This is a genomic window from Bacillus mycoides (assembly GCF_018742245.1).
Taxonomy (GTDB): domain Bacteria; phylum Bacillota; class Bacilli; order Bacillales; family Bacillaceae_G; genus Bacillus_A; species Bacillus_A cereus_U.
The window spans coordinates 3,809,344-3,833,025 of the sequence record NZ_CP036132.1; the positions used below are offsets into that span (position 1 = coordinate 3,809,344).

Sequence of the window (23,682 nt, forward strand, 5' to 3'; positions counted from 1 at the left end):
AAATTTCAGAAAGAGAAAGGGAGCGATTTTTCGTGAAAGCGAAATTACTAGCTCTGCTATTAGCTGTAGCCGTATTTATTATGCCAACAGCTTCATTTGCAGACATCATTGAGGGAGAATCAATTGTTACACTAGGAGAAAACTTATCTGAACAACAAAAACAAGAGCTGTTAAAAGAAATGAAAGCACCAAAAGATGCTACAATCATCACTGTGTCTAATGCGGAAGAACATAAATTTCTAGAAGGAATTGTTCCAAAAGCACAAATTGGTACAAGAGCAATTTCCTCTTCTATGATTACATACACAAAACCAGGGTCTGGTCTCATTGTACGCTCAAAAAACATTAATTCGATAACAGATGCAATGTACACAAATGCACTTATTACAGCAGGTGTGAAAGATGCAGAGATTCAAATTACTGCACCATTTAAAGTTTCCGGAACTGCTGCTTTAACAGGTTTAATGAAGGCCTATGAAACAACATCGAACAAAGAAATTCCAGAAGATGTTAAAAAAGTAGCCAATGAAGAAATGGTACAAACAGCAAAACTTGGTGATAAAATCGGTGAAGAAAAAGCAGTTCAACTTGTCGCAAAAATTAAAGAAGAAATTGCAAAAGAACAGCCAAAAACAACTGAAGATTTACGTTCATTAATTAAAAAAATTGCTGATCAACTTGGCATTACATTAACAGATGAACAGTTGGATAACTTAGTATCGTTATTTGATAAAATGAAAAATCTTAATATCGATTGGAACCAAGTTGGTAGCCAATTAGATAAAGCAAAAGACCATGTGTCTGCCTTCTTAGGATCTGAAGAAGGACAAAGTTTCCTAGATAAAGTAAAAGATTTCTTCTCTAGTATCATTGATTTCGTTAAATCTTTATTCAAGTAAAAAAGAAGCTCGCCAGTGACGAGCTTCTTTTTTATACAAGTAACGGTAATTTCATAATAGCTTCTTCAACCGAACGAACAACATGATTTGCTTTCTCCTTCACATACGGATGAGCATGATGGAGGGTGAAGGAGTGCGGGGTTACTTCAAACATAGAAATATCATTGAAAGAATCTCCAATACATGCAACTTCATTTGCTTCAATTTGTAAATGCTCCATTAATCGCTTCAGAGCGCTTCCTTTACTTACACCTCTTGGCATAATGTCAACATAGCGCTTACCCGATATAAAAACTTCTGCTTCACTCTGAAATGTATCTCGCAACTCTTGATCTAATGCTAAAATTTTTTCTTCTTCGCCAAAAACAAATAATTTCGCAGGATGTACAGTCTTCCCAAATTCCTCTTCTAGTTCTTCGATTTCAGCAATATGCACTCCCATATACTCTTCAAAAGTATGATGATGTTCATTCTTCCTTTTTGTATATCGCTGCTCATTTGCACAAACAATATCTGCTAGTCCCTTTTTATGTATATATCGATATATTTCCTGGGCAACCCCGTCTTCAAAACTCGATTCATGAAATACTTTTCCATCCGGTAGTATCATTGTCGCTCCATTTAAACTAGTTGTGTAATACGGGAACGAAAACCTTTTTACCGCCTCATCAATTCGGTGAGTAAAACGGCCAGAGGCAAAACAAATATTTGTCCCTTTTTCAGCTAGCCAACAAAGCGCTCGTTCATCTTCTTTTTGCATATGATTCACATTGTAAACGAGCGTATCATCTAAATCACTTACAAATAATTTAATCATGTCCTCTTCCCCTTTCATACACAATATCTACTCTAATTGTACAAAAAAAATGTTTGATTTTTGTTAAAAAAATAATAAATTTTCAATAAAAAATAAGCGGGAGCATAACCCCGCTTATTTTTGTCTTCGCACATTTTGAGGTCTTACAATACTTGGACGAACCTTTAAACTAGACATAGTTGGACGAAGTAAAATTTTCGTTAACGCGCCCCAATCAAACGGTAAAAACGGCCATAAATACGGTGTTTGCAAGCTTTTTATAGATGTTAAAAATAGAATCAATATCGTCATTCCAATGACAAATCCCATTTCATGAAATATGCCTGTTAAAATAATTACAAACAATTTCCCTATCTTATTCCCAAGCCCTAGTTCATAACTTGGCGTAGCGTATGCTCCAATCATAGAAACTGCTACGTATAAAATAACTTCTGGTACAAATAAACCTACATCAATTGCAATTTGACCAATTAATATGGCAGAAATTAATCCTGCTGCAGACGACAATGATGTCGGTGTATGAATGGCAGCCATCCTTAAAAACTCGAGCCCGATTTCCGCCATCAAAATTTGTAATAAAATTGGTAAGTGCGTCATCTTGTTTGGTCCAATGAAAGCAAGACTTTCCGGTAAAAGAGTTGGATTAAAAACAAAAACTAACCAAAATGGCAGTAAGAACAGCGAAAATATAACACCTAAAAAACGTACCCAACGTAAAAATGTACCTACAGCTGGATTTTGTCTAAACTCTTCTGCATGCTGTAAATGGTGGAAATATGTTGTTGGAGTGATCATAACACTTGGTGATGTGTCAACGAGTACTAACACATGTCCTTCTAATAGATGATTTGCTGCTACATCTGGTCTTTCTGTGTATCGAATAAGCGGGAATGGATTATAACCTTGTTTAACTACAAATTCTTCTACTGTTTTATCCGCCATCGTAATCCCGTCTACATCAATGTTATTTAATTCTTGTTTTATAATCTTTACTAAATCTGGATTTGCAACATCTTGAACGTATGTAATACAAATATCCGTTTGCGATCTATCTCCGACTCGAATCATTTCATTTCGAAGACGTGGATCGCGTATTCTTCTACGAATTAACGCTGTATTTACAACGATATTTTCAACAAAGCCATCCCTTGCACCGCGCACTACCTTTTCTGTATCTGGTTCTGTCGGTGTCCGGCCCGGATAACTACGAACATCTATTGCGAACGCTTCCGTTTCACCTTCCACAAATATAACAATGAGTCCCGATAATACTTGGAGCATTACCTCATCCATCGTTTTTACTTTACTTACTTGTTGATGAATTAAACGATTCTCTAAAAGCTTTACTGTATCTTCTTCTACATCCCTTATTTCATTTGTATCCACCGCTTCTTCTAAAATAGGGATAATATAATTCGTATCACAAAGTCCATTTACAAATAACACACCAATTTCTTTATTTAAAATTTGAAATTTACGAATACCAACATCGTATGTAACACCCAGTCCAACTGTTTGCTTTAAGTAATTTTCATTATCACTTAAAAAAGATGAAATCGGGATATTCACTTTTTTAGGCTTCGTCATAAAACCCACTCCTTTCCAAAATTAATTGAATCGCTTTTCTAGTAATAGGTGATCCTCTCTCCCATTCATCATTTCCGCACATCTTGCCAATATCACCGACCCCCACTATGACAGGAACATTCAGACCATCTAAACAATAAATCGTATCCCCACTAATCCTGCCAACTTCACCATCTGGGAGTCCAAATTTATCAACGCCATATTCTGTCAAATTCCCATTTCGATCTACACTTACATCTACACGCGCCCATTCCCAATGATGTGTATTAGATGCTACTGCTAAAATACCCAGTACATCAACTTGTTTATGTGTTGCGACATACTTTAACGCCTTTTCACCAGATCCTTCTCCTATAAATCCGCTGTCATCAAACATGACAAATACAGGGTCATATGGCGTTTGCATAATAAGCTCAACAACTTTCTTCCCTGTCAATTTGGTCGGATTACTTTGCGATGCCGAAATACACCTTCCCCCAAATTCCTTTGTTAACAGCTCAATTGTCCGCTTTGCATATTCATCTCCATCTGTGACCAAAACAACCCTTCGTCTCATTTGATTTATCCTTTCGGTTTACATATAAGTGCAACAAAAAATGAAAATAATATCGCTGCTGAAATCCCCGCAGACGTTAAGCTAAACATACCGATTCCAATTCCTAAATATCCATGTTTTTCTGCCGCATGCATTGCCCCATGCAATAGTGAGTGTCCAAAACTTGTAATAGGGACCGTTGCCCCAGCACCTGCAAATTTTATAAGCTTATCGTACAATCCGAATCCGTCTAAAATAGCTCCGGCGACTACAAAAGTTGCCATTAAATGTGCCGGTGTTAACTTTGCGAAATCCAGTAACACTTGTCCAATTACACAAATAGCTCCTCCTACAAGAAATGCGTATATAAAATCCACAATTCACTCTCCTTTAACGCTTTCAAACACAACACCATGCGCAATCGTTGGAATCGTTTCCTTCTGTTGCATCATCATGGGGCTTAATAAAGCTCCAGTTGCAACGACAAAAATTCTTTGTAAATTCCCTTTTTGCATTTCACGCAATAAATGGCCGTATGTTACAACAGCTGAACAAGCACAACCACTGCCCCCTGCAAACACTTCTTCTTGATTTGAATTGTAAATCATTAATCCACAATCATTGTATACATTCCCCAAATCATACCCTTCCTCAAGTAAAAGTTGTTTCGCAATTGGTGTCCCAACAGCTGATAAATCACCAGTAACAATAAGATCATAATCAGCTGCACTTCTTCTCAAATCTTCAAAATGCTGTTGAATTGTATGAGCAGCAGCTGGTGCCATCGCTGATCCCATATCTAAAGGATTAGCAATTCCTAAATCCTGTACTTTGCCGATTGTTGCTGCTGTTATTTTAATTGCACTCTCCTCATTGCTAATTAATATTGACCCTGCTCCGGTAACAGTTGAGTTTGCTGTCCCTGGCTTTTGTCCTCCGTATTCTGTTGGGTAACGAAATTGTCTTTCAGCCGTCGCATTATGACTACTTACTGTAGCTAAAATACGATTCGCAAATCCACCATCTATAAAAGCTGATCCAACAGCCAAAGTTTCCATTGACGTCGCACAAGCGCTGAACATCCCTAAAAAAGGAATACCATACTCACGAGCAACGTAATTTGCTGTCACTGTTTGGTTTAATAAATCTCCCGCTAAAAAGAAATCAATTTGTGATTTTTTTATATTCCCTTTTTGCATCGCTTGTTGAATTGAGTCTGACATTAACCTTCGTTCAGCAAGTTCCCAGTTTTCCTCTCCGCAATGTAAGTCAGAATATGAAATATCAAAATCCTTTCCAAGAGGGCCTTCCGCTTCTTTCGGACCGACAGCAGTACCAGTTGCATTCACGAAGATATCATTTTGAAATACCCACGTTTGTTTTCCTGTCAATCTCATATCTGTCCCTCCTTTAAGACATTAAAATTTGAAATGTATATCTTATTAACCCGATAATGTATGCACCGACGACTCCAAATACAATGACACTTCCTGCAAGCTTAAACATGTTAGTAGCGATTCCTAGAACAATCCCTTCACTCCTATGTTCTAGTGCGGCACTCGCCATAGAATTCGCAAATCCAGTAACTGGTACTGCTGATCCCGCTCCAGAAAACTGCCCGATTTTATCATATACACCACACCCTGTTAAAATCGCCGACAATAAAACAAGCGTTGCAACTGTCGGATTTCCTGCCTCTTGTTCACTAAAGTGAAAATAATGTATATAAAATTTCATCAATATTTCTCCGACTGTACAAATGAGCCCACCTACAAGAAATGCCTTCACACAATTTATGAAATAGTTCGGTTTTGGATGGTACTCCTTCACTTTATTTATGTAATCGTCCTTCAATTTTCGCCCTGCCATATATATTGCCTCCTACTTTACGAAATAAATCCAGTGAAACAATGAGCCTATTACTTTTCCAAGTACAAGAGCAACGAGCAAAATAACAATTTTCCCCTCTACCCCTACCCGTTTCGCTAAAATAGGTAAAACGTTTAACACTTCCGTTAACGCCGCAGCTAGCATCCCAATGAATGTGCCACAAAATAATCCTATTATTACGAGCCAATATTGCGACGTTTGAAATGTAATATTTTTCAAACTACACCAAGCCCCTGTTAAAGTACCTGCAATGACCGCCCACTCAAAATATTGAATATGCTTTCCACTTCTCGTTAATTGAGCTAAGCGCGGGATAATACCGAGAACAGCTAAAAATGCAACATATCCACTCCCTACAGCAATCCCTCCAGCTAAACCAATTAATACAACAAATGCACACTCAATCATCAGCAATCTGTTTCGTATTATCCCTATTTTCATGAACGATTACGTATTGATCGAGTGACTGCTGATATTGAAACATCTCAACTTCTAATGGGCTTGGCTCTTCATTAATGCGCTTTTGAAATACATGATTAAAAAATAAAATCATGCCTAACCCAAGACCTAGTGAATATGGAATTTGAAATAAAAGCGGTTGCTCCTTAAATTCTCCAGTAATCATGTAATATAACCGTTGGTGTACTTGTTGCATACTTACATCTTCATGGAAATAAATGATCGCAAGGGCCGCTCCAATGAAAAGTAACAACCATACAAGTCCGAAGAAAACCGGATGCACTTTCTTTTTTTCGTATATAATTTCAACAAGAGTTTGTCCAGATCCAAGTAAATTAATTTGTATATGTGCTATCTTTTGTTGAATAATTTCAATCACTTTCATAACATCAATTACAACATGTGTTTTATCATGCGCTGTTATTTTGTAGACTATCTCATTCTGTAACGACTCAACTACAAAAGAATCTCCGGCAAGTTGAGCAACATCGCTCAGCTTTACTTCATACGTAGGAGACACTTTTAAGCGATTGCGCATTTTAATATAAATCGTTTGTTCCAATTTTCATTCACCCCTTCACTCTTCCTCGTAGTTGTAGTATGGTTATTGGAATTTTTTCTAATACAATTTTTTCATAAAAAAAACATCTGTACCGTTTCGGTACAGATGTTTTTCAGCTACGCCTTTTTCTTAAATAAATTTGCAATACTTAATGCAAGTCCTCCCCAAATGACTACCATACCTATAACCATCATCATAATCGCTGATCCGCTCATCATGAAACACCTCGGTCCTTCCATTCTTTTTCAAGCTGGGCAGAGTCTGAATGTATTTATGCATTCCATTTTTTCAAGCTAATGACTAGTGCAACTATAAGAAACGCTGCCGCTATCGACCAACCGTACGCTAAAATAAAAAAATCGAATAGATAGCTATTCATCTATTCGATCTTTCATCTGTTTTAATATTTTCTTTTCAAGTCTTGAAACTTGTACTTGCGAAATGCCTATGCGCTCCGCTACTTCTGATTGAGTTTGGTCTTTATAATAGCGCAAATACACAATTAGCCTTTCTCGTTCATCAAGTTCTCTAATTGCTTCTTTTAAAGCAATTTTATCAAACCATTTCGTTTCCGATTGATCTGCAATTTGATCTAAAATAGTAATTGGGTCTCCATCGTTTTCATACACAGTTTCATGTATCGACGAAGGAGCACGACTCGCTTCTTGCGCCAGAACAACTTCTTCCGGCGTTAGTTCAAGAGCCTCTGCTACCTCATTAATCGTTGGAGCCCTTCCAAATTCTTTCGAAAGCTCGTCTCTCATCTTTCGAACTTTGTTTCCTGTTTCTTTTAAAGATCTACTTACTTTCACTGATCCATCGTCACGTAAAAATCGTTGTATTTCACCGATAATCATTGGAACTGCATATGTTGAAAATTTCACGTCGAAAGATAAATCAAATTTATCTACCGATTTTAAGAGTCCAATACATCCAATTTGAAATAAATCGTCTGGTTCGTATCCTCGATTAAGAAATCGCTGCACAACCGACCATACGAGACGCATATTACTTTGAACGATTGTATCTCTCGCTTGTTGATCTCCATCTTGACTCTTTTGAATTAACGCTTTTAGCTCGTGGTCCTTTAACTGAGGTTTCTTCTTCTCATTTCTGACCTCTATGTCCATTGGCTATTCTCCTTAATTGCATAGAGCGTTACTATTTGATAAGTATTTTGTCAAATGGATTGTTGTCCCGAAAGATTCGTTTGAAATAACTTCTACTTCATCCATAAAATTTTCCATGATAGTAAATCCCATTCCGGAACGCTCTAATTCAGGTTTAGTTGTAAAAAGGGGTTGTCTTGCTTCATCTAAGTTAAAGATACCAATCCCTTCATCTCGAATCGTGAGTTTCACCATCGCTTCTTCCAAAATCACTGAAATATAAACAACACCTTCTGCATTTCCTTCATACCCATGAATAATTGCATTTGTAACTGCTTCTGATACAACTGTTTTAATCTCTGTTAGTTCTTCCATCGTCGGGTCTAATTGCGCAATAAAAGCAGCTACCGTAACACGAGCAAATGATTCATTCTGACTTAACGCTGAAAATTGAAGGTTCATTTCATTTCTCATCTATGCCACCCCCAACGTCGCGAGCGCATGCGCTTCACTTTCTTCTAAACGAACAATTTTGAATAGACCTGACATTTCAAATAAACGTTTAACAGGCGGTGAAATTGCACAGACAACCATCTCTCCACCTAATCCCTTTACATGTTTATATCGGCCTAATATAACGCCTAAACCTGAACTATCCATAAATGTTAAGTTCTCTAGGCTCAAAACAATATGATGAACACCATGTGTCTCAATCATATCTGTTACTTTCGTTCGCAACTCTTCAGCAGTATGATGATCTAATTCACCCTCTAGCCTCACACATAAGACGTCACGTTTTACTTCTAAATGCATGGAAAGACTCACACGATTTCCTCCTTATGCTCAAACTTTACTCTTTAACATAAGATTTTCGTGATATAAAACAAGAATCCTTCCTACTGACAAAAGAAGAACTATTTCGTCATAAAGTGAAACCTTTCAGCAATTATCCCCGTAAATACGAACAGAAAAGCGGCAAAATTTTCACCGCTATTTTGATGTTGAAAACATCCCAAAGCTTCGTTTAAATAACTCCCACCAGCTCGCTGCCTCAACATCTTCTTTCGCTACAATTGTTTGTTTTAATAAAACATCTTTATCTCTTTTAATAACAAGTGTGCCAAGTGCATCACCTTTTTTAATCGGTGCCTTCACTTTCTTTTCAGCAATCACTTCTTGTTTAACTTTGTCCATATTTTCGCCCTTCTTCATAAGAAGAGACACATTGTCTGACGCAACTAAATCTACTTTTTCTTCCTTACCTTTTCCTACTTGTACAGTCTTAATTTTTTCGCCACGTGTATACAATTTCTTTGTCATATATTGACCAAATGCATAATCAAGCAGCTTCGTTACTTGATTGTTCCGTTCTTTTGAAGTAGGTGCTCCCATAACAACTGAAATGACACGCATTCCATTTTTTTCAGCTGATGCTGTTAAACAATATTTCGCTTCCGTCGTAAATCCCGTTTTCACTCCATCTACTCCAGGATAAAAACGTACTAGCTTATTCGTATTAACGAGCCAAAATTTCTTATCCGTATTTTCACGTAAATAGTCTTCATATTTACCTGTATATTTTCGAATAAGTGGATACTTCATCAATTCTTTCGCCATAATAGCCATATCATTCGCTGTGGAATAATGATCTTTCGCCGGGAGACCTGTCGGATTTTGAAAATGTGTATTTTTCAGTCCTAAATCTTTCGCTTTTTTGTTCATCATATTTACGAATCCTTCTTCTGAACCAGCGATATGCTCGGCCACTGCAACAGATGCATCATTTCCAGATGCAATTGCAATACCCTTTAACATTTCATTTACAGTCATCTCTTCCCCAGGCTCTAGAAAGATTTGTGATCCACCCATTGAAGCTGCGTGTTCACTCGCTCTCACTTTATCTGTCAGTTTTAATTTTCCTTTTTCAACTTGTTCCATAATTAAAAGCATTGTCATAATCTTTGTCATACTAGCAGGTGGTAACTTTTCATTCGGATTTTTATCAAACAAAACTTTACCTGTATCTTGCTCAATTACGATCGCTGACGACGCTTGTTCCGCTAACTTCGGCGCGGTCTCTTCTGTTTTCTCCTGCTTCGTTTTCTCAGATTGCGCAAAACTAACTGAAGTACCAGAAAGCAATAACATGAAACAAACAAGTATTCCAAAAACTCGCTTCATGACTAACCCTCCATTCTATATCAAACCTATTTTTTCCAATTTATTCATTTTTAATACCATATTTTTCTATTATTTTCAGTTGACAAATAAATTCATTACTTATATTGTATTAAGTGTATTACACACAGTAGTACACTTAATACTCATCAGGAAGGAGACATTGCTCTTGCATATTCAACTTGATCCAAGAAGCAACACTCCGATATGGGAACAAATTGTTCAAAATATAAAAGAGCTCGTACTAAAAAACATGTTAGCTCCAAGCGATAAGCTTCCTTCTGTACGCGAGCTTGCTTCTTTGCTCGTTATAAATCCAAATACAGTAAGTAAAGCTTATCAAGAATTAGAGCGACAAGGGATTATTGAAACATTACGAGGAAAAGGAACATTTGTAGCCCAATCGATTACCCCAACATTAGACGAAAGGAAAATCGCTATGGTTGAAAAACAATTTCATCAATTATTACTAGAAGCCTCTTATCTTGGGATTACGAAAGATAAAATTCACGATTGGATAGATTCATACTATAAAGAGATTGGAGGAAATACAGATGCTGAAAGTGACAAACTTGAAGAAAACAATTGATAACCAAACGATTTTAGACGATGTTTCTTTCACATTACAAAAAGGTAGTATCGTCGGATTGCTCGGAAGAAACGGCGCAGGGAAAACAACTTTATTACGAACGATGGTCGGCATTTTAGACCCCGATGAAGGAACTGTTACATATGAGGATACAGATGTTCATAAGCATCCTGAAATTAAACAAAAAATTGTATACGTTCCAGATTCTACTAACATATTAACCGGATATACAGTGAAGGAAATCGTGAAGTTTTATAAAGCAGTTTATACAGCATTTGATGAACAATATTTTTATGAAATATTAGAACGTTTTAATTTACCAAACAAACGTATTCGTAGTTACTCAAAAGGAATGAAAGCACTGCTTGCGATCATTTTAGCTTTCGCTGCAAAAGCAGAATATATCATTTTAGATGAACCGACAAACGGACTTGATCCTATCGTTAAAAGACAGATTCTACAATTTCTCGTTGAAGAAGTAGCAGAAAAAGAAATTACAATTTTCATCTCCACTCACCATTTAGATGAAGTTGAAAAAATTGCCGATACAATCATTATTTTAAAAGGACATACAGTAGATTCTATTACATCACTAGATGATGCAAAATCACAATTTGCTAAAGTCCAAGTTGCTTACGAACGATCACTACCTCAAAAACTAGAAAACTTAAGCAATATTAAAATATTAAATCAAACAGGAAAAGTATATACAATCTTAATTGAGGGAAATGTGGCTACAACACTGGAGAAGTTCTATAAAGAGCAACCAATACTCATTGAAGAATTAACAATGTCACTGGAAGATGTCTTTGTTACAACACTTGAGGAGGATGGGTATGTTTCATAAGGCATTGTGGATGTGGAATTGGAAACGCGGGAAATATGCTGTATCACTCTTTTTCTTGAGTACACTTTATCTTTTATCTTTCGGATACTATAAAGCAGCTCAGCAACAACTTGCTAATTATTATAAATTGCAAGAAAAGGGAACGTTCTATTACTATTATGCTTTTTTGTCAAATACAGGTAATAGTTTTTGGCTAACTATTCTTATTATTTGTTTAGCTTGTCTATTAATAGGATGGGAACGTAGCAACCAGTCTAATACCCTACTTATGGAAATGCCATTTACAAGAAAAAATATTTTCTTCTCTAAATGGGCTTTCGGTTCATTCTGGATTATAGGGTCTCTCCTTATGAACTGGATCCTTATGTACATTATCTATAGAACAACAATTCATTTTGAGTATCAAACATTCAGTCCATTTCATCGATACTTTCTTTATGCGATTGTTTCTTATGTTGCAGTCTATACAGCTGCATTATGTATCGGTACTTTTACTGGGAGCATTGTTTCACAAATCTTTTTTTGTATTCCATGGCTGCTAATGGGACTTACATTTACTTCATTATTGTACAATTTTACAATAAACCATTTACAGGCTACAGATACTAGAAATACCAACTTGTATCAACAGCTTGATGAAATCAATCGAAAGACAAATATAGTTGCACCGATATATAACTTTACGATATATTACCAATATAATCCAGAATCACGCAAAAAAGAAAATGACCCAACTACTTTAAGAGATCCAGCATCTTATACGTATTATTCGGCTAAATCAGTGTTAGTCCCTATTTTGTATACAATATTTTACTTACTACTTGGCGCATATTTATATACACGATCGCCTAATGAAAACACTCAAAAGATATTTATTTTCCAAAAACATTTACGAATATGGATATGGGGAACAACCATTTACTTTGCATTACTAGGTGGCTATAAAATAAATCAATTTAGTTTCTTATTTAACTACTATATTGGTTTGTTTCTCGCTGGAATCATTACTTATGTTGTATTATCACGCCTAACAAATTATAAAGTTTTTTAAAGGAGAGATCCTATGTTTCAAAAAGCACTATGGCTACGGACGTACCAACAAAGTAAATATATAGTCTGGTTATTTTGGTTCGTTAGCTTCTACAATTTGTCATACAAATACTATATGGCAGCTATTGAACAACAACACTTTCTAACGATGCCAAAAGAAGACAACTATACATATCACTACCAGTTTGGTTTATCACTAATGGATCCTGTTATATTCCAAGGTGTTGCACTTATCATTTTAGCTTGTACGTTAATCGGATGGGAAAGACAAAATAACTCCATTGATTTTCTTTGGTCTCTGCCTTTTAAACGCTCACACTTTTTTATGACGAAATGGTTGTTTGGTATTTGTAACATTGTAGCAGCTGTTAGTATAAACTGGGGACTATTTGCTATTATGAAAAAGTTGACTTTTCATAATAAATATCAAGTATTTTCCCCATTTCATTCTTATTTTATATACATGTTAATTGTATTAATTGCTATTTATACACTTGCCTTGTGTATAGGAACAATAACTGGGAATGTTATTTCGCAAGGATTTCTCACTGCAGCTATATTCATGTTCCCATTATTACTTCCACCACTTATCTCAGGAGTCATCGCTGTTCACTCAAATGTTGACTTTCATGAGAACAATGGCAATATGCATCGTGTTATGGAAAACATACGGATTTCTGGTCCAGTAGAAGAGTTTACTATTCGCTTTAATTACGATCCTCAAAGCGCTTTTACTGATGAGGATGGAGTGCGTCATAATGAACCAAACTTTACAAAAATCCCTTCAGCAAAATTATTGATTGCACCTATCACATATATCATTATTTTATTACCACTCGGTATATATTTATATGTTCGTTCAGTCAATGAGCTAAATGGAAACTTCCTCCTATATCCGAAGTTACAAAAAATAATTATGAGCATTGGTATTTTCGTTATAGGAATAGTTGGTGGTTTAGTCTTAAGGGGAGACAAATCATTACTTAATTTTTACATTGGATTTTTTGGGGCAAGCATAATTAGCTATTTTCTTCTATCCAAACTATTGAAATGGAAGTTCTCTTGGAACGCTAAATAAACTCATCATTATCACAATTTTGTACCGGAGGGATTACATGTTTCATAAAGCTTTATGGCTCCATCATTACAAGCAAAGTAAGTACATTCTTTTACTCTTTGCTTGTAGTAGTTTTTGGTTTTTACCTATTAGCTACTTTAATGATTTACAGGTTCAACCAAACGAAGATGGCTATTTCTACTATAGTTTAAATGGGGATACTCTTATCATCCCCTTCATTCCAATTTTCATATTACTCGCCTGTTCATTAATCAGTTGGAAAAGACAAAATCAAACAGACTATCTGTTATTTGCAATGCCATTCACGAGAAAAGAGCTTTTTCTTTCTAAGTGGCTGTTCGGGACAATCGCAATTCTATTCATAATGAGTCTTAATGGCATCTTAATTTATTTCATCCTAAAGATTAATCTTTTTAGCCAATACCAATCTTTCGGGCCAATGGGTACATTATTATGTTATGTTACCATTACATGGATTGCGATTTTTACAATAGCTATTTTTATCGGAACAATTGCTGGCAATGTCATTTCGCATAGTATATTAAGCTTAATTTTCATTATATTACCATCTGGAATAGGCATGTTACTGTTTCATTTTGCTTGGATTCACACAAATGTATCTACAACTGAATTTTTCCTTAAGAAAGCGAATTATGCATCATATATAGAAAATATTGAAGTTTTTGCACCTACTAATAATACTTATATATCTTATACATTTAATCCAGAAGTAAAGGAAGTAGACATTAATAATTTAAAAGAATCCGTTAAGGAGCAGCATCAATTCCAGCCCATCTGGAAGCTTATCACTCCGATTCTATATATTCTCATTCTTTTACCATTAGGAGTATTTTTGTATAATCGGACTCCTAATGAAAATAACGGTAAAATATTATTATTCACTAAACTACATCGACTATTTATACCTTGTGTTACAATATGTTTTGCTCTATTAGGAGGCCGGATAACAGGTGGAAAAAACGATCCGCTATTAAGTTATTACGCTGGGTTCATAATAATAGGACTATTTGGCTATGTAATACTTCACTATTTGATAAATAAAAAATTTTTACTTCATACGAAATAACCTCCTTCAAAAGGAGGTTATTTCACATTCTCTCTCCTATCCCCATACACCATCTCTTCTTTCATTCCAAACCCATCACCATTTTTCACAATTTGCTCTGTCGGTGCGACTACACTTTCAGCAATTTTCCATTCCCCGCGCTCTTTCATAAATACTTGCAGAAAATAGTTCATGCCATTTAGCTGATATGCATTTTCTTTTTTCACGTTATAGTGCACCGCAATGTAGTACACTTGAAGATTTTCTTTCCCTGCTTTTGATACGTATTGCGATAATCTTGGAATGTACATTGATGCTTTCTTAAATGGTAATTGCTTCGCTTTAACGAGCGATGAACTTGTTACATTACGCAGAGTGTCCTGATTACGAACATTATCGCTATGATGAAATAATACTGGGTTTTGCATAGAACGAACCCATAATTTCGAATACAAGACGGTATTATCGTTTTCAATGTACTTCACTTCTTTTTGCACCACTTGGATAGGGGTATCGGCGTACATGAATGTATGAAAGCAGAAGAAACTTCCAAGTAAAATGGTAAGTGCAGCAATATATTTCATAATCTTTCCTCCGATCTGTTTAATTAAAGTATCGGAGTTTCAAAATATTTTTATTCAAAAGAAAAAGGATAGGAAAGCTCTCGCTTCCTATCCTCATTTATTATAATACGCGGCCAAATAGTTCTAAAACCATTTCTATCTCTTGGTCGCTCCAACCTTTAAATTTCTCTTTATAATATTCTTTACGCACAGCTTCAAGCTTTTCAGTTACTTCTCGTCCGTTTTCAGTAATTTCTAAATATACGATACGACGGTCCGAATTTGAACGTTTTCTTTCAACAAACCCTTTTCGCACGAGACGATCTGTTACAGCTGTAATATGACTGGAGGTTACGTTTACTTCACTCGCAATTTGCGAAGCCATCTGTGGACTTTTTAAAAATAACGCACGTAATACAGAGAATTCATTATATGGCATATGCTCTGAAAAACGTGTATTAATATCATTTTGTAATAAACGTATCATCTTTCGAAATGATGCAGATAAATCTAAAATCAGTGTTTCTCTATTTTCGTTCACTAGCCTCGTCCCTTTTTTATCATATTTACACATATTATAATCTATAAATACCTATGTTGTATATGCTTTCTTCTCACAACATTCTCACTTATGTAACTTTTTTCATACGATTTTCTTTTTTGTTCACACATATACATGTAAAAAAGGATGGTGAGCATAAATGCAAGGTGGAATGAATCCGTATTTACATAATATCCGTACGACAAATACTGGTAAAGAAGCTACTATTACTGTACAAGGAGAAGGTATTATAAAGGCAAAACCAAATGTTGTCATATTAACACTGGGCATTCGAACAGATAGTAAAAATGTAAAACAAGCGCAAGAAGAAAATGCAGTGCAATCGAAACAATTGCTTGATGCACTCAAACAGCTAGGTATTGCCGATAAAGATATAGAAACCATTTCTTATACAATTACTCCTCAATACGAATATGTAAATGATAAAGCATTACTACAAGGCTACCGTGTGGAGCATTTGTATGAAATTACCGTTTTAAATGTGCAAAAAGCAGGGGAAGTATATGATATAGCCGTTACGAATGGTGCAAACGTAGCAAAAGGATTACGTTTTCGAATATCTCATCCAAATAAATATTATGAGCAAGCTCTCATTCAAGCTCTGCAACAAGCAGTAGACAAAGCTCGTACAATTGCGAGTACCTACAATTTAAATATTAATCCTGTTCCCCTCTCACTCGTTGAAGAATCTGTCCAATTACCGCGAGAGATCGCATCATATGCTACTTTGCATGCGCAAGCAGCTCCGCCCATTCAATCGGGAGAATTAGAAATTATATCTTCTATCCGGGCTATTTTTACGTATTTATAAGTAATTTCACTTGTAAGTAACCGTTATCATTTTTATTGTTGTAAAAACATGATGTTCTGATATAATAAAGGTCGGTGAGCTCTTACAGAAGAGATATCACGGGTGGGAGAGGGATATGAAAAAGAAGGTTTAACATGAAAGGAATACTTGAAAGAACATTTAAATTAGGTTTACATGAAACATCACCAAAACAAGAAGTTTTAGCTGGCGTTACGTCATTTTTCACGATCGTATATATTATGATTGTAAATGCATCAATCTTATCAGATGCTGGCATTCCTCTTGAAGCTGGAATTTTAGCAACTGTTTTCAGTTCATTCGTCGGATGTCTGCTCATGGCATTTTGGGCAAATGCACCTGTTATTCTTGTTCCTGGTATGGGTGTAAATGCATTCTTCACGTACACTGCTGTCCATACGCTCGGGTTAACTTGGCAAGAAGCATTAGCGGCTGTCTTTATCTCTGGTATTATTTTTGCAATTGCCGCTTTTACACCAATCGCTCGCGTGCTCTCGGTATCGATTCCAAAGTCATTAAAGGAAGCTATTACTGTCGGCATCGGATTGTTTCTAGCATTTATCGGATTGCAAAAAGGTGGTTTAGTCGTTTCGAATCCAAATACTGCTGTTGCAATGGGGAAATTAAGTAGTCCTATCGTTCTTGCCACACTACTTACTCTTATTGTCGCACTTGTGCTATTTGTGCGTAACGTACGTGGAAGCTTTTTATGGACGATTGCAATTGGCACTGGTATTGCATGGCTGTTTGGTCTTGTTGATACGAGTCAACTGGGAAATAGTTCGTTTTCATTCGCTAATTATGGCGATGTGTTTGGAGCTATGTCATTTGGGAAACTTTCTTCCTTGCCATTTTGGATTGCAACATTCTCCTTAAGCATGGTGCTTATTTTTGAGAACATGGGACTACTGCACGGTTTATTAGAAGATGACCGTAAATTCCCACGTGCTTACCAAGCAAATGCAATTTCAGCAATGACATGTGGTCTATTTGGCACAAGCCCTACCGTTTCAACAGTAGAGAGTGCCGCAGGTATTACTGCAGGCGGAAAAACAGGTCTGACGTCTATCGTTACAGGGTTGTTATTCTTTGCATCACTGTTTGCGCTTCCGTTTGTCAAAATAATTCCTGATAGTGCCATTGCACCAATCTTAATTATTATTGGCGGGCTGATGATTACAAGCATTCAACAAATTCCTCTGAACGACTTTTCAGAAGGATTTCCAGCGTTTTTAATTATCGTTATGATCCCGCTCACATATAGTATCGCTGATGGCATTGCGTTCGGATTTATTGCTTATCCTATCTTGAAAGTTGCTCTTGGAAAGCGTAAAGAAGTCGCACCGTCCATGTATATTATTACATGCTTATTCTTAGCCATGTTCGTATTACACGCTATTGGCTAAGAAAAAACACCGAGGAAATCCTCGGTGTTTTTTTACTTAAACCAACCTTTTTTATAAAACCAAGCCATCATTCCGCCGCCAATTAACGCCATTAAAATTAAGCAAATAAAATAACTATACTTCCCGCCAAGCTCCGGCATATGTGCGAAGTTCATGCCGTATACCCCTGCAATAAATGTTAACGGCATGAAAATAGTTGAGAAAACAGTTAATGTTTTCATAATGTTGTTCATATGGTGGGAATTCAATGAAAAGTAACTATCTCGAATATCTGCTGTTAATTCACGGCTTGCTTCAATCATCTCTGTCAGTTTAAGCAAATGATCATGTATATCTTTAAAATAAATTTCATGATCGCTTATACCGTAAAAACGTGTTGAATTTAATATACGATACAATAAATCACGCATCGGAATAATCGTACGCCTTAGCTTAGATAAATCCGCACGAATATCAAATACTTCTTCTAGCACGCTTCCCGCTGTCTCACCCGTTAAATTATCATCAATTGCATTTAAATGGTCTTCAATGTAATATACAGGTGCGAAATAATCATCTACAATTTGGTCAACAATTGTATGTGCTACATGTAAAGGACTCTTCTTAATACGTTTCTTTTCACCGAGCGTTTTCCATACTCTTTCAATCGCATTGTTATGAGAGAAGTGGAAAGAGACTATATATCGATCACTAACAAATAAATCGATTTCATGCGGTTCTAATCCGTCTTCTCCGAATGCATGGAGAACTAAAAAGTTATATCCATCATAAAAATCTACCTTTGGCCTCTGTACATATTCTACACAATCTTCAATTGCAAGGGGATGGAACTTAAAGTGATCTTGTAAAATATATGTATACTCCTCTTTCGTCGGCTTATATAAATCAAGCCAATACCATACGATGTTCTCTTTTTTCGTTTCTTCTAGCGAAACATCATATAAAACTTCATTTTTTTTCGTTATTGCACAGATTCTAATCATAATTTCACCCATTACTATTATAAACAAAAAATAGTAAAAAAAGCCAAGGAGAAATCTCCTCAGCTTTTTTTATCCCGCTATTTGCGGGCAGTAAGACCCATACCTCAAAATTCAGCGAAAGCAACGAAGTTAGGTGTGGGATCAACTGCCCGTTAAAGCCCGATTGGTGAAGGCTAATAATCAGTGGGTAATGAAGCCCCCCACTGATTAAAGTTTCACTTTATTACTTCGTTACAATACCGTGTACTAAAGTTGGTGCATCTACGTGGTCTTTAGCGATTTTCATGTTCTCATAAATTTTCGCTTTTACATCTTCAACATTTTCGCGGTTTGCGTAAATTGTAACAAGAGAGTCACCTTTTTTCACGCTATCGCCTACTTTTTTGCGAAGCATTAGACCCACTGCTAAATCAATTTCAGACTCTTTCGTTGCACGCCCTGCTCCTAAAAGCATTGCTGCTGTTCCGATTTCATCTGCAACGATTTCCGATACGTAACCGTCTTCTTTCGCTTCCACTTCAATTTTAAATTGTGCTTGTGGCAATTTAGAAGGATCATCAACAACAGAAGCATCGCCGCCCTGCGCCGATAAGAACGTTTTAAATGCTTCTAACGCTTTTCCATTGTTCATTACTTCAATTAATTTTTCACGTGCATCTTCTAAAGATGAAGCTTGCCCAGCAAGGTACACCATCTGACTTCCAAGCGTTAAACATAGCTCTTCTAAATCTTTCGGTCCTTTACCTTGTAATGTATCAATTGCTTCTTGTACTTCTAATGCATTACCAATTGCTTCACCAAGCGGCTGACTCATATCAGAAATAACTGCCATCGTATTACGACCAACGTTATTACCGATGCGTACCATTGCTTCTGCTAAACGCTTTGCATCTTCATCCGTTTTCATAAATGCTCCTGCTCCAGTTTTTACATCAAGAACAATTGCATCTGCACCAGCAGCAATTTTCTTACTCATAATCGAGCTTGCAATTAGCGGAATAGAATTTACTGTTGCCGTTACATCACGAAGCGCATATAACTTTTTATCAGCAGGTGTTAAGTTTCCACTTTGCCCGATAACAGCAATTTTATTTTCATTTACAAGACGCATGAATTCATCATTTTCAATTTCCACATGGAATCCTGGAACTGCTTCTAACTTATCAATTGTACCACCCGTATGTCCTAGACCACGTCCAGACATTTTTGCAACTGGTACACCTAAAGCAGCTACTAATGGACCTAATACAAGTGTCGTTGTATCACCAACACCACCTGTTGAATGCTTATCTACCTTTACCCCTTCAATGGCTGATAAGTCAATTGTATCACCACTATTTACCATTGCCATCGTTAAATCTGCACGTTCTTGATCATTCATATCTTGGAAGAAAATTGCCATTGCAAGTGAACTTACTTGATAATCAGGAATATCACCATTTGTATATCCTTCAACAATAAAGTTAATTTCTTCTGTCGTTAATGCTTGTCCATCACGTTTTTTTGCAATTAGGTCCACCATTCTCATTGTGAGGTCACCCCTTCATTTGTTTTACGATTGCTTTTACTAATGCTAAGAAGTTAGCTTTAACACGTTCTGTCGTTTCAATTACTTCATCGTGGTGAAGTGGTTGATCTAAAATACCAGCTGCCATATTTGAAATACAAGAAATACCAAGTACTTTCATACCCGCATGACGCGCTACAATTACTTCAGGTACAGTTGACATACCAACTGCATCTCCACCAAGTGTACGAAGCATACGAATTTCAGCAGGTGTTTCATATACAGGACCTGTCATTCCAACATATACACCTTCTTGTACTTTAATATTTAAATCTGCTGCAACTTGTTTCGCCATTTCGCGAAGTTCTGGCGTATATGATGTAGACATATCAGGGAAACGTACACCCATTTCAGAATCATTTGGTCCGATTAATGGGTTCGTACCCATGAAGTTAATGTGGTCTGAAATTAACATAAGATCGCCTGGTTCAAATGATGTATTTACACCACCAGCTGCGTTCGTTACAACAACTGTTTCTACACCTAGTTCTTTCATAACACGAACTGGGAATGTTACTTTTTGCATATCGTATCCTTCGTAGAAATGGAAACGTCCTTGCATTGCTACTACTGTTACACCTTGAAGTGTACCGAATACAAGTTGACCTGCATGTCCTTCTACAGTTGAAACTGGGAATTCAGGGATTTCACTGTATGGTACTGTTACTGCATTCTCGATTTCATCTGCTAATACACCTAGTCCAGATCCAAGGATTAGTCCTACTTGTGGTGTCTCTTGAAATTTCTCTTTTAAGTATGAAGCTGATTTTGTAATTAGTTCACGATTCATCTGTTTATCCCCCTATTTCTTTAGCTCGTTTAAGAAGCTTGTTCCATGTTCTGGCATTTTAACATTAAAGTTTTCTGCTACAGTTGCACCAATATCAGCAAATGTTTGACGAAGTGATAACTCTTGTCCGCCTTCTTTCATGCTTGGGCTATATGCTAATAACGGTACATATTCACGTGTATGATCAGTACCGTAGTGAACTGGATCATTACCGTGGTCTGCTGTAATTAATAATAGATCATCTTCTTTTAGTTTTTCGAATACTTCTGGAAGACGTGCGTCGTATTCTTGTAGAGCTTCTCCGTACCCTTGTGGGTCACGACGATGACCAAATAAGGCATCAAAGTCAACTAAGTTTAAGAAGCTAATACCTGTAAAGTCCATATTTAATGTATCTACAAGCTTGTCCATTCCATCCATATTTGATTTCGTACGAAGTGATTCAGTTACCCCTTCGCCATCATAAATATCAGAAATTTTACCGATAGCAATAACATCGTAGTCACTATCTTTTAATTCATTCATTACTGTGCGACCAAATGGTTTTAATGCATAGTCATGACGATTTGGTGTACGTGTGAATTTCCCTGGTTCTCCAACGAACGGACGAGCGATAACACGTCCTACCATGTACTTCTCATCTAATGTTAGTTCACGGGCAATTTTACAAATTTTATATAACTCATCAAGTGGCACTACTTCTTCGTGTGCTGCAATTTGTAATACACTATCAGCAGAAGTGTAAACGATTAAAGAGCCTGTTTCCATTTGCTCTTGACCAAGCTCATCAAGAATTTCTGTTCCAGAAGCTGGCTTATTACCGATAATTTTACGGCCTGTTTTTTCTTCTAATTCATCAAGTAATTCTTTCGGGAATCCTTCAGGGAATACTTGGAATGGTGTATCAATGTAAAGGCCCATGATTTCCCAGTGACCTGTCATTGTATCTTTACCTGTAGATTTCTCTTGCATTTTTGTATAATATCCAAGCGGTTTCTCTACTTTAGAGATTCCTTTCATTTCACGAATATTACCAAGGCCTAATTTCACCATGTTTGGCATGTGTAATCCATTCATATGTTCAGCGATATGACCAATTGTATCAGAACCTAAATCACCAAACTGCTCAGCATCTGGTGCTTCACCGATTCCCACAGAGTCCATTACGACTAGGAAAATACGTTTATATTTATTCATAACTGCAACCTCCTATATGTTCAGTTCTACTTCTTGTAGTATGTTCAAAACGCTATAAAGTGAAACTGTTATCAATGGGAATTATCTTTCGTCCTCATTATTAAACAGTACTGCTTTAAATCATTCTCTAACTTTTTCGTTTTACTTTCAAACGAATCAAAAACATTTCTAGGTTTTTCCAAGTCAGATGTCAGACATCTGATATTGATATCATAACATGTTTACGCTTTCTTTTTAATACATTTTCGTAGAATTCTTCATTTTCTTTACCCTTCTATTGTAATCCATTCTGCAAAGAAGTGCTAATCATTTCATGACTTTTTTCCTAAAATAAAAAGCAGCTCTAAAGAGCTACTTTTTATTTTACTTCTACTGTTTCTTCTTTATGTTCATGTAGTTCACCTTTTCTTACATGAACTTTCACTTTATAAGCACCATTCTCTTTGAAAGTATGTTTACTTTCATACTCCCCTTTATTCCCCTCTTTCGCCGGAATAAATTCGTGTTTTTCAACGCCGTCTTTCCAAATCTCAAGTTGTACTTCAGCACCAGATAACGCTTCTTCTTTTTGTTTTAAATGAACTTTCATTGTTGACTCAGCATTTGCTTTAATATCTCCAGCCATAAGGTGTATCATCGTATCACTTTTATGATCCCCATGACCTTCTTCTTTTTTCGCATCTTCAACTTTTGCATTTCCCACAGCCACTTTTACTTCTGGCATAACATGCATTTCACGTGCATTTGTATGAGCAATAACATGATATACTCCATCCGTTTCGAATGTTTTTTCTACAGCATAAACACCTTTTCCTTTATGCTTAGCATTTAACATCTCGTGCTTTTCGTCGCCTGCTTTCCAAATTTCAAACTTTACATCATCAGCATCTGTTACTTTTTCTTTTCCTTGTGTAACAAGTGCTTGTACTTCTGTTTTTTCACCTGGTTTAATTTCTTTCGGATTCGTTTGAACTGCTACTTTTACAGCTTCAAGTTTCTGTTCTTTTTTCGGTTCTTCTTTGTTTGTATTACAGCCAGCCAATGCTAGCATCGCGATAAATAACGTAATAATAAGTTTTTTCATCATCATTTCCTCCTTCATACTTTATTTAGTATAGA

Annotated in this window: 28 protein-coding genes; 8 read left to right on the plus strand and 20 right to left on the minus strand. The window is 36.3% G+C overall.

What is annotated here, in order from left to right:
* The first annotated feature begins 32 nt into the window (after positions 1-32).
* The gene (locus EXW56_RS19385; protein WP_002111608.1) at positions 33-899 is read left to right on the plus strand and encodes a DUF1002 domain-containing protein; all 867 of its coding nucleotides are present in this window, start codon (positions 33-35) and stop codon (positions 897-899) included.
* A gap of 31 nt (positions 900-930) precedes the next feature.
* Here the strand turns inward: EXW56_RS19385 and EXW56_RS19390 are convergent, their stop codons facing one another.
* The 13 genes from EXW56_RS19390 to dacF form a co-directional block, all read right to left on the minus strand.
* On the minus strand, positions 931-1,734 hold the full coding sequence (locus tag EXW56_RS19390) for a Cof-type HAD-IIB family hydrolase (protein ID WP_215596862.1): 804 nt from the start codon (positions 1,732-1,734) through the stop codon (positions 931-933).
* A gap of 96 nt (positions 1,735-1,830) precedes the next feature.
* Positions 1,831-3,303, minus strand: coding sequence for a spore germination protein SpoVAF (gene spoVAF, locus EXW56_RS19395; RefSeq protein WP_016106085.1), 1,473 nt, complete (start codon positions 3,301-3,303; stop codon positions 1,831-1,833).
* Positions 3,290-3,859, minus strand: coding sequence for a stage V sporulation protein SpoVABEA (locus EXW56_RS19400; protein ID WP_002111611.1), 570 nt, complete (start codon positions 3,857-3,859; stop codon positions 3,290-3,292). The genes spoVAF and EXW56_RS19400 overlap by 14 nt, the downstream gene beginning before the upstream one ends.
* 5 nt (positions 3,860-3,864) lie before the next feature.
* Positions 3,865-4,215: a stage V sporulation protein AE gene (spoVAE, locus tag EXW56_RS19405; protein ID WP_002014916.1), complete on the minus strand. Its 351-nt coding sequence runs from the start codon at positions 4,213-4,215 to the stop codon at positions 3,865-3,867.
* Positions 4,216-4,218: 3 nt separating this feature from the next.
* Positions 4,219-5,235 carry a stage V sporulation protein AD gene (gene spoVAD / locus EXW56_RS19410; RefSeq protein ID WP_002111613.1) on the minus strand — a complete coding sequence of 339 codons (1,017 nt, stop codon included), beginning with the start codon at positions 5,233-5,235 and terminating at the stop codon, positions 4,219-4,221.
* A gap of 13 nt (positions 5,236-5,248) precedes the next feature.
* Positions 5,249-5,707 (minus strand): stage V sporulation protein AC, encoded by a 459-nt coding sequence (spoVAC, locus tag EXW56_RS19415; protein WP_002088449.1) that lies wholly within the window; start codon positions 5,705-5,707, stop codon positions 5,249-5,251.
* A gap of 12 nt (positions 5,708-5,719) precedes the next feature.
* Complete coding sequence (spoVAB, locus tag EXW56_RS19420) at positions 5,720-6,136, minus strand: stage V sporulation protein SpoVAB (protein ID WP_002199441.1); 417 nt, start codon at positions 6,134-6,136, stop codon at positions 5,720-5,722.
* The gene (locus EXW56_RS19425; protein ID WP_002199440.1) at positions 6,129-6,749 is read right to left on the minus strand and encodes a stage V sporulation protein AA; all 621 of its coding nucleotides are present in this window, start codon (positions 6,747-6,749) and stop codon (positions 6,129-6,131) included. Before EXW56_RS19425 ends, spoVAB begins: the two co-directional genes overlap by 8 nt.
* A gap of 116 nt (positions 6,750-6,865) precedes the next feature.
* Entirely contained in the window at positions 6,866-6,964 is a 99-nt protein-coding gene (locus EXW56_RS19430; protein WP_000016829.1) for a methionine/alanine import family NSS transporter small subunit, read from the minus strand.
* A 156-nt stretch (positions 6,965-7,120) separates the two neighbouring features.
* Positions 7,121-7,879, minus strand: a complete 759-nt coding sequence (sigF, locus tag EXW56_RS19435; RefSeq protein ID WP_002111619.1) for an RNA polymerase sporulation sigma factor SigF — start codon at positions 7,877-7,879, stop codon at positions 7,121-7,123.
* 12 nt (positions 7,880-7,891) lie between these two features.
* Positions 7,892-8,332 carry an anti-sigma F factor gene (gene spoIIAB / locus EXW56_RS19440; protein ID WP_001243400.1) on the minus strand — a complete coding sequence of 147 codons (441 nt, stop codon included), beginning with the start codon at positions 8,330-8,332 and terminating at the stop codon, positions 7,892-7,894.
* A complete protein-coding gene (spoIIAA, locus tag EXW56_RS19445) occupies positions 8,333-8,683 on the minus strand; it encodes an anti-sigma F factor antagonist (RefSeq protein ID WP_002088460.1) in 351 nt (116 codons plus the stop codon).
* 165 nt (positions 8,684-8,848) lie between these two features.
* Positions 8,849-10,039, minus strand: coding sequence for a serine-type D-Ala-D-Ala carboxypeptidase DacF (gene dacF / locus EXW56_RS19450; protein WP_002111620.1), 1,191 nt, complete (start codon positions 10,037-10,039; stop codon positions 8,849-8,851).
* 166 nt (positions 10,040-10,205) lie between these two features.
* Between dacF and EXW56_RS19455 the strand changes: the two genes are divergently transcribed.
* Genes EXW56_RS19455 through EXW56_RS19475 form a run of 5 tightly spaced genes read left to right on the plus strand, consistent with a single transcriptional unit; the run spans position 10,206 to position 14,687 of the window.
* Positions 10,206-10,625: a GntR family transcriptional regulator gene (locus EXW56_RS19455; RefSeq protein ID WP_002145907.1), complete on the plus strand. Its 420-nt coding sequence runs from the start codon at positions 10,206-10,208 to the stop codon at positions 10,623-10,625.
* Positions 10,591-11,472 carry an ABC transporter ATP-binding protein gene (locus EXW56_RS19460; RefSeq protein WP_215596863.1) on the plus strand — a complete coding sequence of 294 codons (882 nt, stop codon included), beginning with the start codon at positions 10,591-10,593 and terminating at the stop codon, positions 11,470-11,472. Before EXW56_RS19455 ends, EXW56_RS19460 begins: the two co-directional genes overlap by 35 nt.
* On the plus strand, positions 11,462-12,523 hold the full coding sequence (locus EXW56_RS19465) for an ABC-2 transporter permease (RefSeq protein ID WP_088079322.1): 1,062 nt from the start codon (positions 11,462-11,464) through the stop codon (positions 12,521-12,523). The genes EXW56_RS19460 and EXW56_RS19465 overlap by 11 nt, the downstream gene beginning before the upstream one ends.
* 12 nt (positions 12,524-12,535) lie before the next feature.
* Positions 12,536-13,600: an ABC transporter permease subunit gene (locus EXW56_RS19470; RefSeq protein ID WP_215596864.1), complete on the plus strand. Its 1,065-nt coding sequence runs from the start codon at positions 12,536-12,538 to the stop codon at positions 13,598-13,600.
* A gap of 37 nt (positions 13,601-13,637) precedes the next feature.
* Positions 13,638-14,687 (plus strand): ABC-2 transporter permease, encoded by a 1,050-nt coding sequence (locus tag EXW56_RS19475; RefSeq protein WP_002185016.1) that lies wholly within the window; start codon positions 13,638-13,640, stop codon positions 14,685-14,687.
* Positions 14,688-14,704: 17 nt separating this feature from the next.
* Here EXW56_RS19475 and EXW56_RS19480 read toward each other — a convergent pair whose 3' ends face one another.
* Positions 14,705-15,250, minus strand: coding sequence for a hypothetical protein (locus EXW56_RS19480; RefSeq protein WP_215596865.1), 546 nt, complete (start codon positions 15,248-15,250; stop codon positions 14,705-14,707).
* Between the two features lie 100 nt (positions 15,251-15,350).
* Positions 15,351-15,770: a MarR family winged helix-turn-helix transcriptional regulator gene (locus EXW56_RS19485; protein ID WP_002088468.1), complete on the minus strand. Its 420-nt coding sequence runs from the start codon at positions 15,768-15,770 to the stop codon at positions 15,351-15,353.
* 160 nt (positions 15,771-15,930) lie between these two features.
* On the opposite strand from EXW56_RS19485, the gene EXW56_RS19490 reads away from it, so the two are divergent.
* The gene (locus EXW56_RS19490; RefSeq protein WP_002111627.1) at positions 15,931-16,602 is read left to right on the plus strand and encodes an SIMPL domain-containing protein; all 672 of its coding nucleotides are present in this window, start codon (positions 15,931-15,933) and stop codon (positions 16,600-16,602) included.
* Between the two features lie 134 nt (positions 16,603-16,736).
* On the plus strand, positions 16,737-18,026 hold the full coding sequence (locus EXW56_RS19495; RefSeq protein ID WP_215596866.1) for an NCS2 family permease: 1,290 nt from the start codon (positions 16,737-16,739) through the stop codon (positions 18,024-18,026).
* 32 nt (positions 18,027-18,058) lie between these two features.
* Here EXW56_RS19495 and corA read toward each other — a convergent pair whose 3' ends face one another.
* From corA to EXW56_RS19520, 5 genes are all read right to left on the minus strand, one after another.
* Positions 18,059-19,021, minus strand: coding sequence for a magnesium/cobalt transporter CorA (gene corA / locus EXW56_RS19500; protein ID WP_002160605.1), 963 nt, complete (start codon positions 19,019-19,021; stop codon positions 18,059-18,061).
* Between the two features lie 211 nt (positions 19,022-19,232).
* The gene (locus tag EXW56_RS19505; RefSeq protein WP_002160604.1) at positions 19,233-20,537 is read right to left on the minus strand and encodes a pyrimidine-nucleoside phosphorylase; all 1,305 of its coding nucleotides are present in this window, start codon (positions 20,535-20,537) and stop codon (positions 19,233-19,235) included.
* A gap of 7 nt (positions 20,538-20,544) precedes the next feature.
* A complete protein-coding gene (locus EXW56_RS19510; protein WP_001078443.1) occupies positions 20,545-21,366 on the minus strand; it encodes a purine-nucleoside phosphorylase in 822 nt (273 codons plus the stop codon).
* A gap of 12 nt (positions 21,367-21,378) precedes the next feature.
* On the minus strand, positions 21,379-22,563 hold the full coding sequence (deoB, locus tag EXW56_RS19515) for a phosphopentomutase (protein WP_215596867.1): 1,185 nt from the start codon (positions 22,561-22,563) through the stop codon (positions 21,379-21,381).
* 358 nt (positions 22,564-22,921) lie between these two features.
* The gene (locus EXW56_RS19520) at positions 22,922-23,650 is read right to left on the minus strand and encodes a FixH family protein (RefSeq protein WP_215596868.1); all 729 of its coding nucleotides are present in this window, start codon (positions 23,648-23,650) and stop codon (positions 22,922-22,924) included.
* Positions 23,651-23,682 lie beyond the last annotated feature (32 nt).

Excerpts from the sequence above, each read along its gene's own strand:
- EXW56_RS19390 (WP_215596862.1), bottom strand. The coding sequence starts at position 1,734 with ATGAAAGGGGAAGAGGACATGATTAAATTATTTGTAAGTGATTTAGAT.
- spoVAF (WP_016106085.1), bottom strand. The coding sequence starts at position 3,303 with ATGACGAAGCCTAAAAAAGTGAATATCCCGATTTCATCTTTTTTAAGT.
- EXW56_RS19400 (WP_002111611.1), bottom strand. The coding sequence starts at position 3,859 with ATGAGACGAAGGGTTGTTTTGGTCACAGATGGAGATGAATATGCAAAG.
- spoVAD (WP_002111613.1), bottom strand. The coding sequence starts at position 5,235 with ATGAGATTGACAGGAAAACAAACGTGGGTATTTCAAAATGATATCTTC.
- spoVAC (WP_002088449.1), bottom strand. The coding sequence starts at position 5,707 with ATGGCAGGGCGAAAATTGAAGGACGATTACATAAATAAAGTGAAGGAG.
- spoVAB (WP_002199441.1), bottom strand. The coding sequence starts at position 6,136 with ATGATTGAGTGTGCATTTGTTGTATTAATTGGTTTAGCTGGAGGGATT.
- EXW56_RS19430 (WP_000016829.1), bottom strand. The coding sequence starts at position 6,964 with ATGAGCGGATCAGCGATTATGATGATGGTTATAGGTATGGTAGTCATT.
- sigF (WP_002111619.1), bottom strand. The coding sequence starts at position 7,879 with ATGGACATAGAGGTCAGAAATGAGAAGAAGAAACCTCAGTTAAAGGAC.
- spoIIAB (WP_001243400.1), bottom strand. The coding sequence starts at position 8,332 with ATGAGAAATGAAATGAACCTTCAATTTTCAGCGTTAAGTCAGAATGAA.
- dacF (WP_002111620.1), bottom strand. The coding sequence starts at position 10,039 with ATGAAGCGAGTTTTTGGAATACTTGTTTGTTTCATGTTATTGCTTTCT.
- EXW56_RS19460 (WP_215596863.1), top strand. The coding sequence starts at position 10,591 with ATGCTGAAAGTGACAAACTTGAAGAAAACAATTGATAACCAAACGATT.
- EXW56_RS19465 (WP_088079322.1), top strand. The coding sequence starts at position 11,462 with ATGTTTCATAAGGCATTGTGGATGTGGAATTGGAAACGCGGGAAATAT.
- EXW56_RS19470 (WP_215596864.1), top strand. The coding sequence starts at position 12,536 with ATGTTTCAAAAAGCACTATGGCTACGGACGTACCAACAAAGTAAATAT.
- EXW56_RS19475 (WP_002185016.1), top strand. The coding sequence starts at position 13,638 with ATGTTTCATAAAGCTTTATGGCTCCATCATTACAAGCAAAGTAAGTAC.
- EXW56_RS19480 (WP_215596865.1), bottom strand. The coding sequence starts at position 15,250 with ATGAAATATATTGCTGCACTTACCATTTTACTTGGAAGTTTCTTCTGC.
- EXW56_RS19490 (WP_002111627.1), top strand. The coding sequence starts at position 15,931 with ATGCAAGGTGGAATGAATCCGTATTTACATAATATCCGTACGACAAAT.
- EXW56_RS19495 (WP_215596866.1), top strand. The coding sequence starts at position 16,737 with ATGAAAGGAATACTTGAAAGAACATTTAAATTAGGTTTACATGAAACA.
- corA (WP_002160605.1), bottom strand. The coding sequence starts at position 19,021 with ATGGGTGAAATTATGATTAGAATCTGTGCAATAACGAAAAAAAATGAA.
- EXW56_RS19505 (WP_002160604.1), bottom strand. The coding sequence starts at position 20,537 with ATGAGAATGGTGGACCTAATTGCAAAAAAACGTGATGGACAAGCATTA.
- EXW56_RS19510 (WP_001078443.1), bottom strand. The coding sequence starts at position 21,366 with ATGAATCGTGAACTAATTACAAAATCAGCTTCATACTTAAAAGAGAAA.
- deoB (WP_215596867.1), bottom strand. The coding sequence starts at position 22,563 with ATGAATAAATATAAACGTATTTTCCTAGTCGTAATGGACTCTGTGGGA.
- EXW56_RS19520 (WP_215596868.1), bottom strand. The coding sequence starts at position 23,650 with ATGATGAAAAAACTTATTATTACGTTATTTATCGCGATGCTAGCATTG.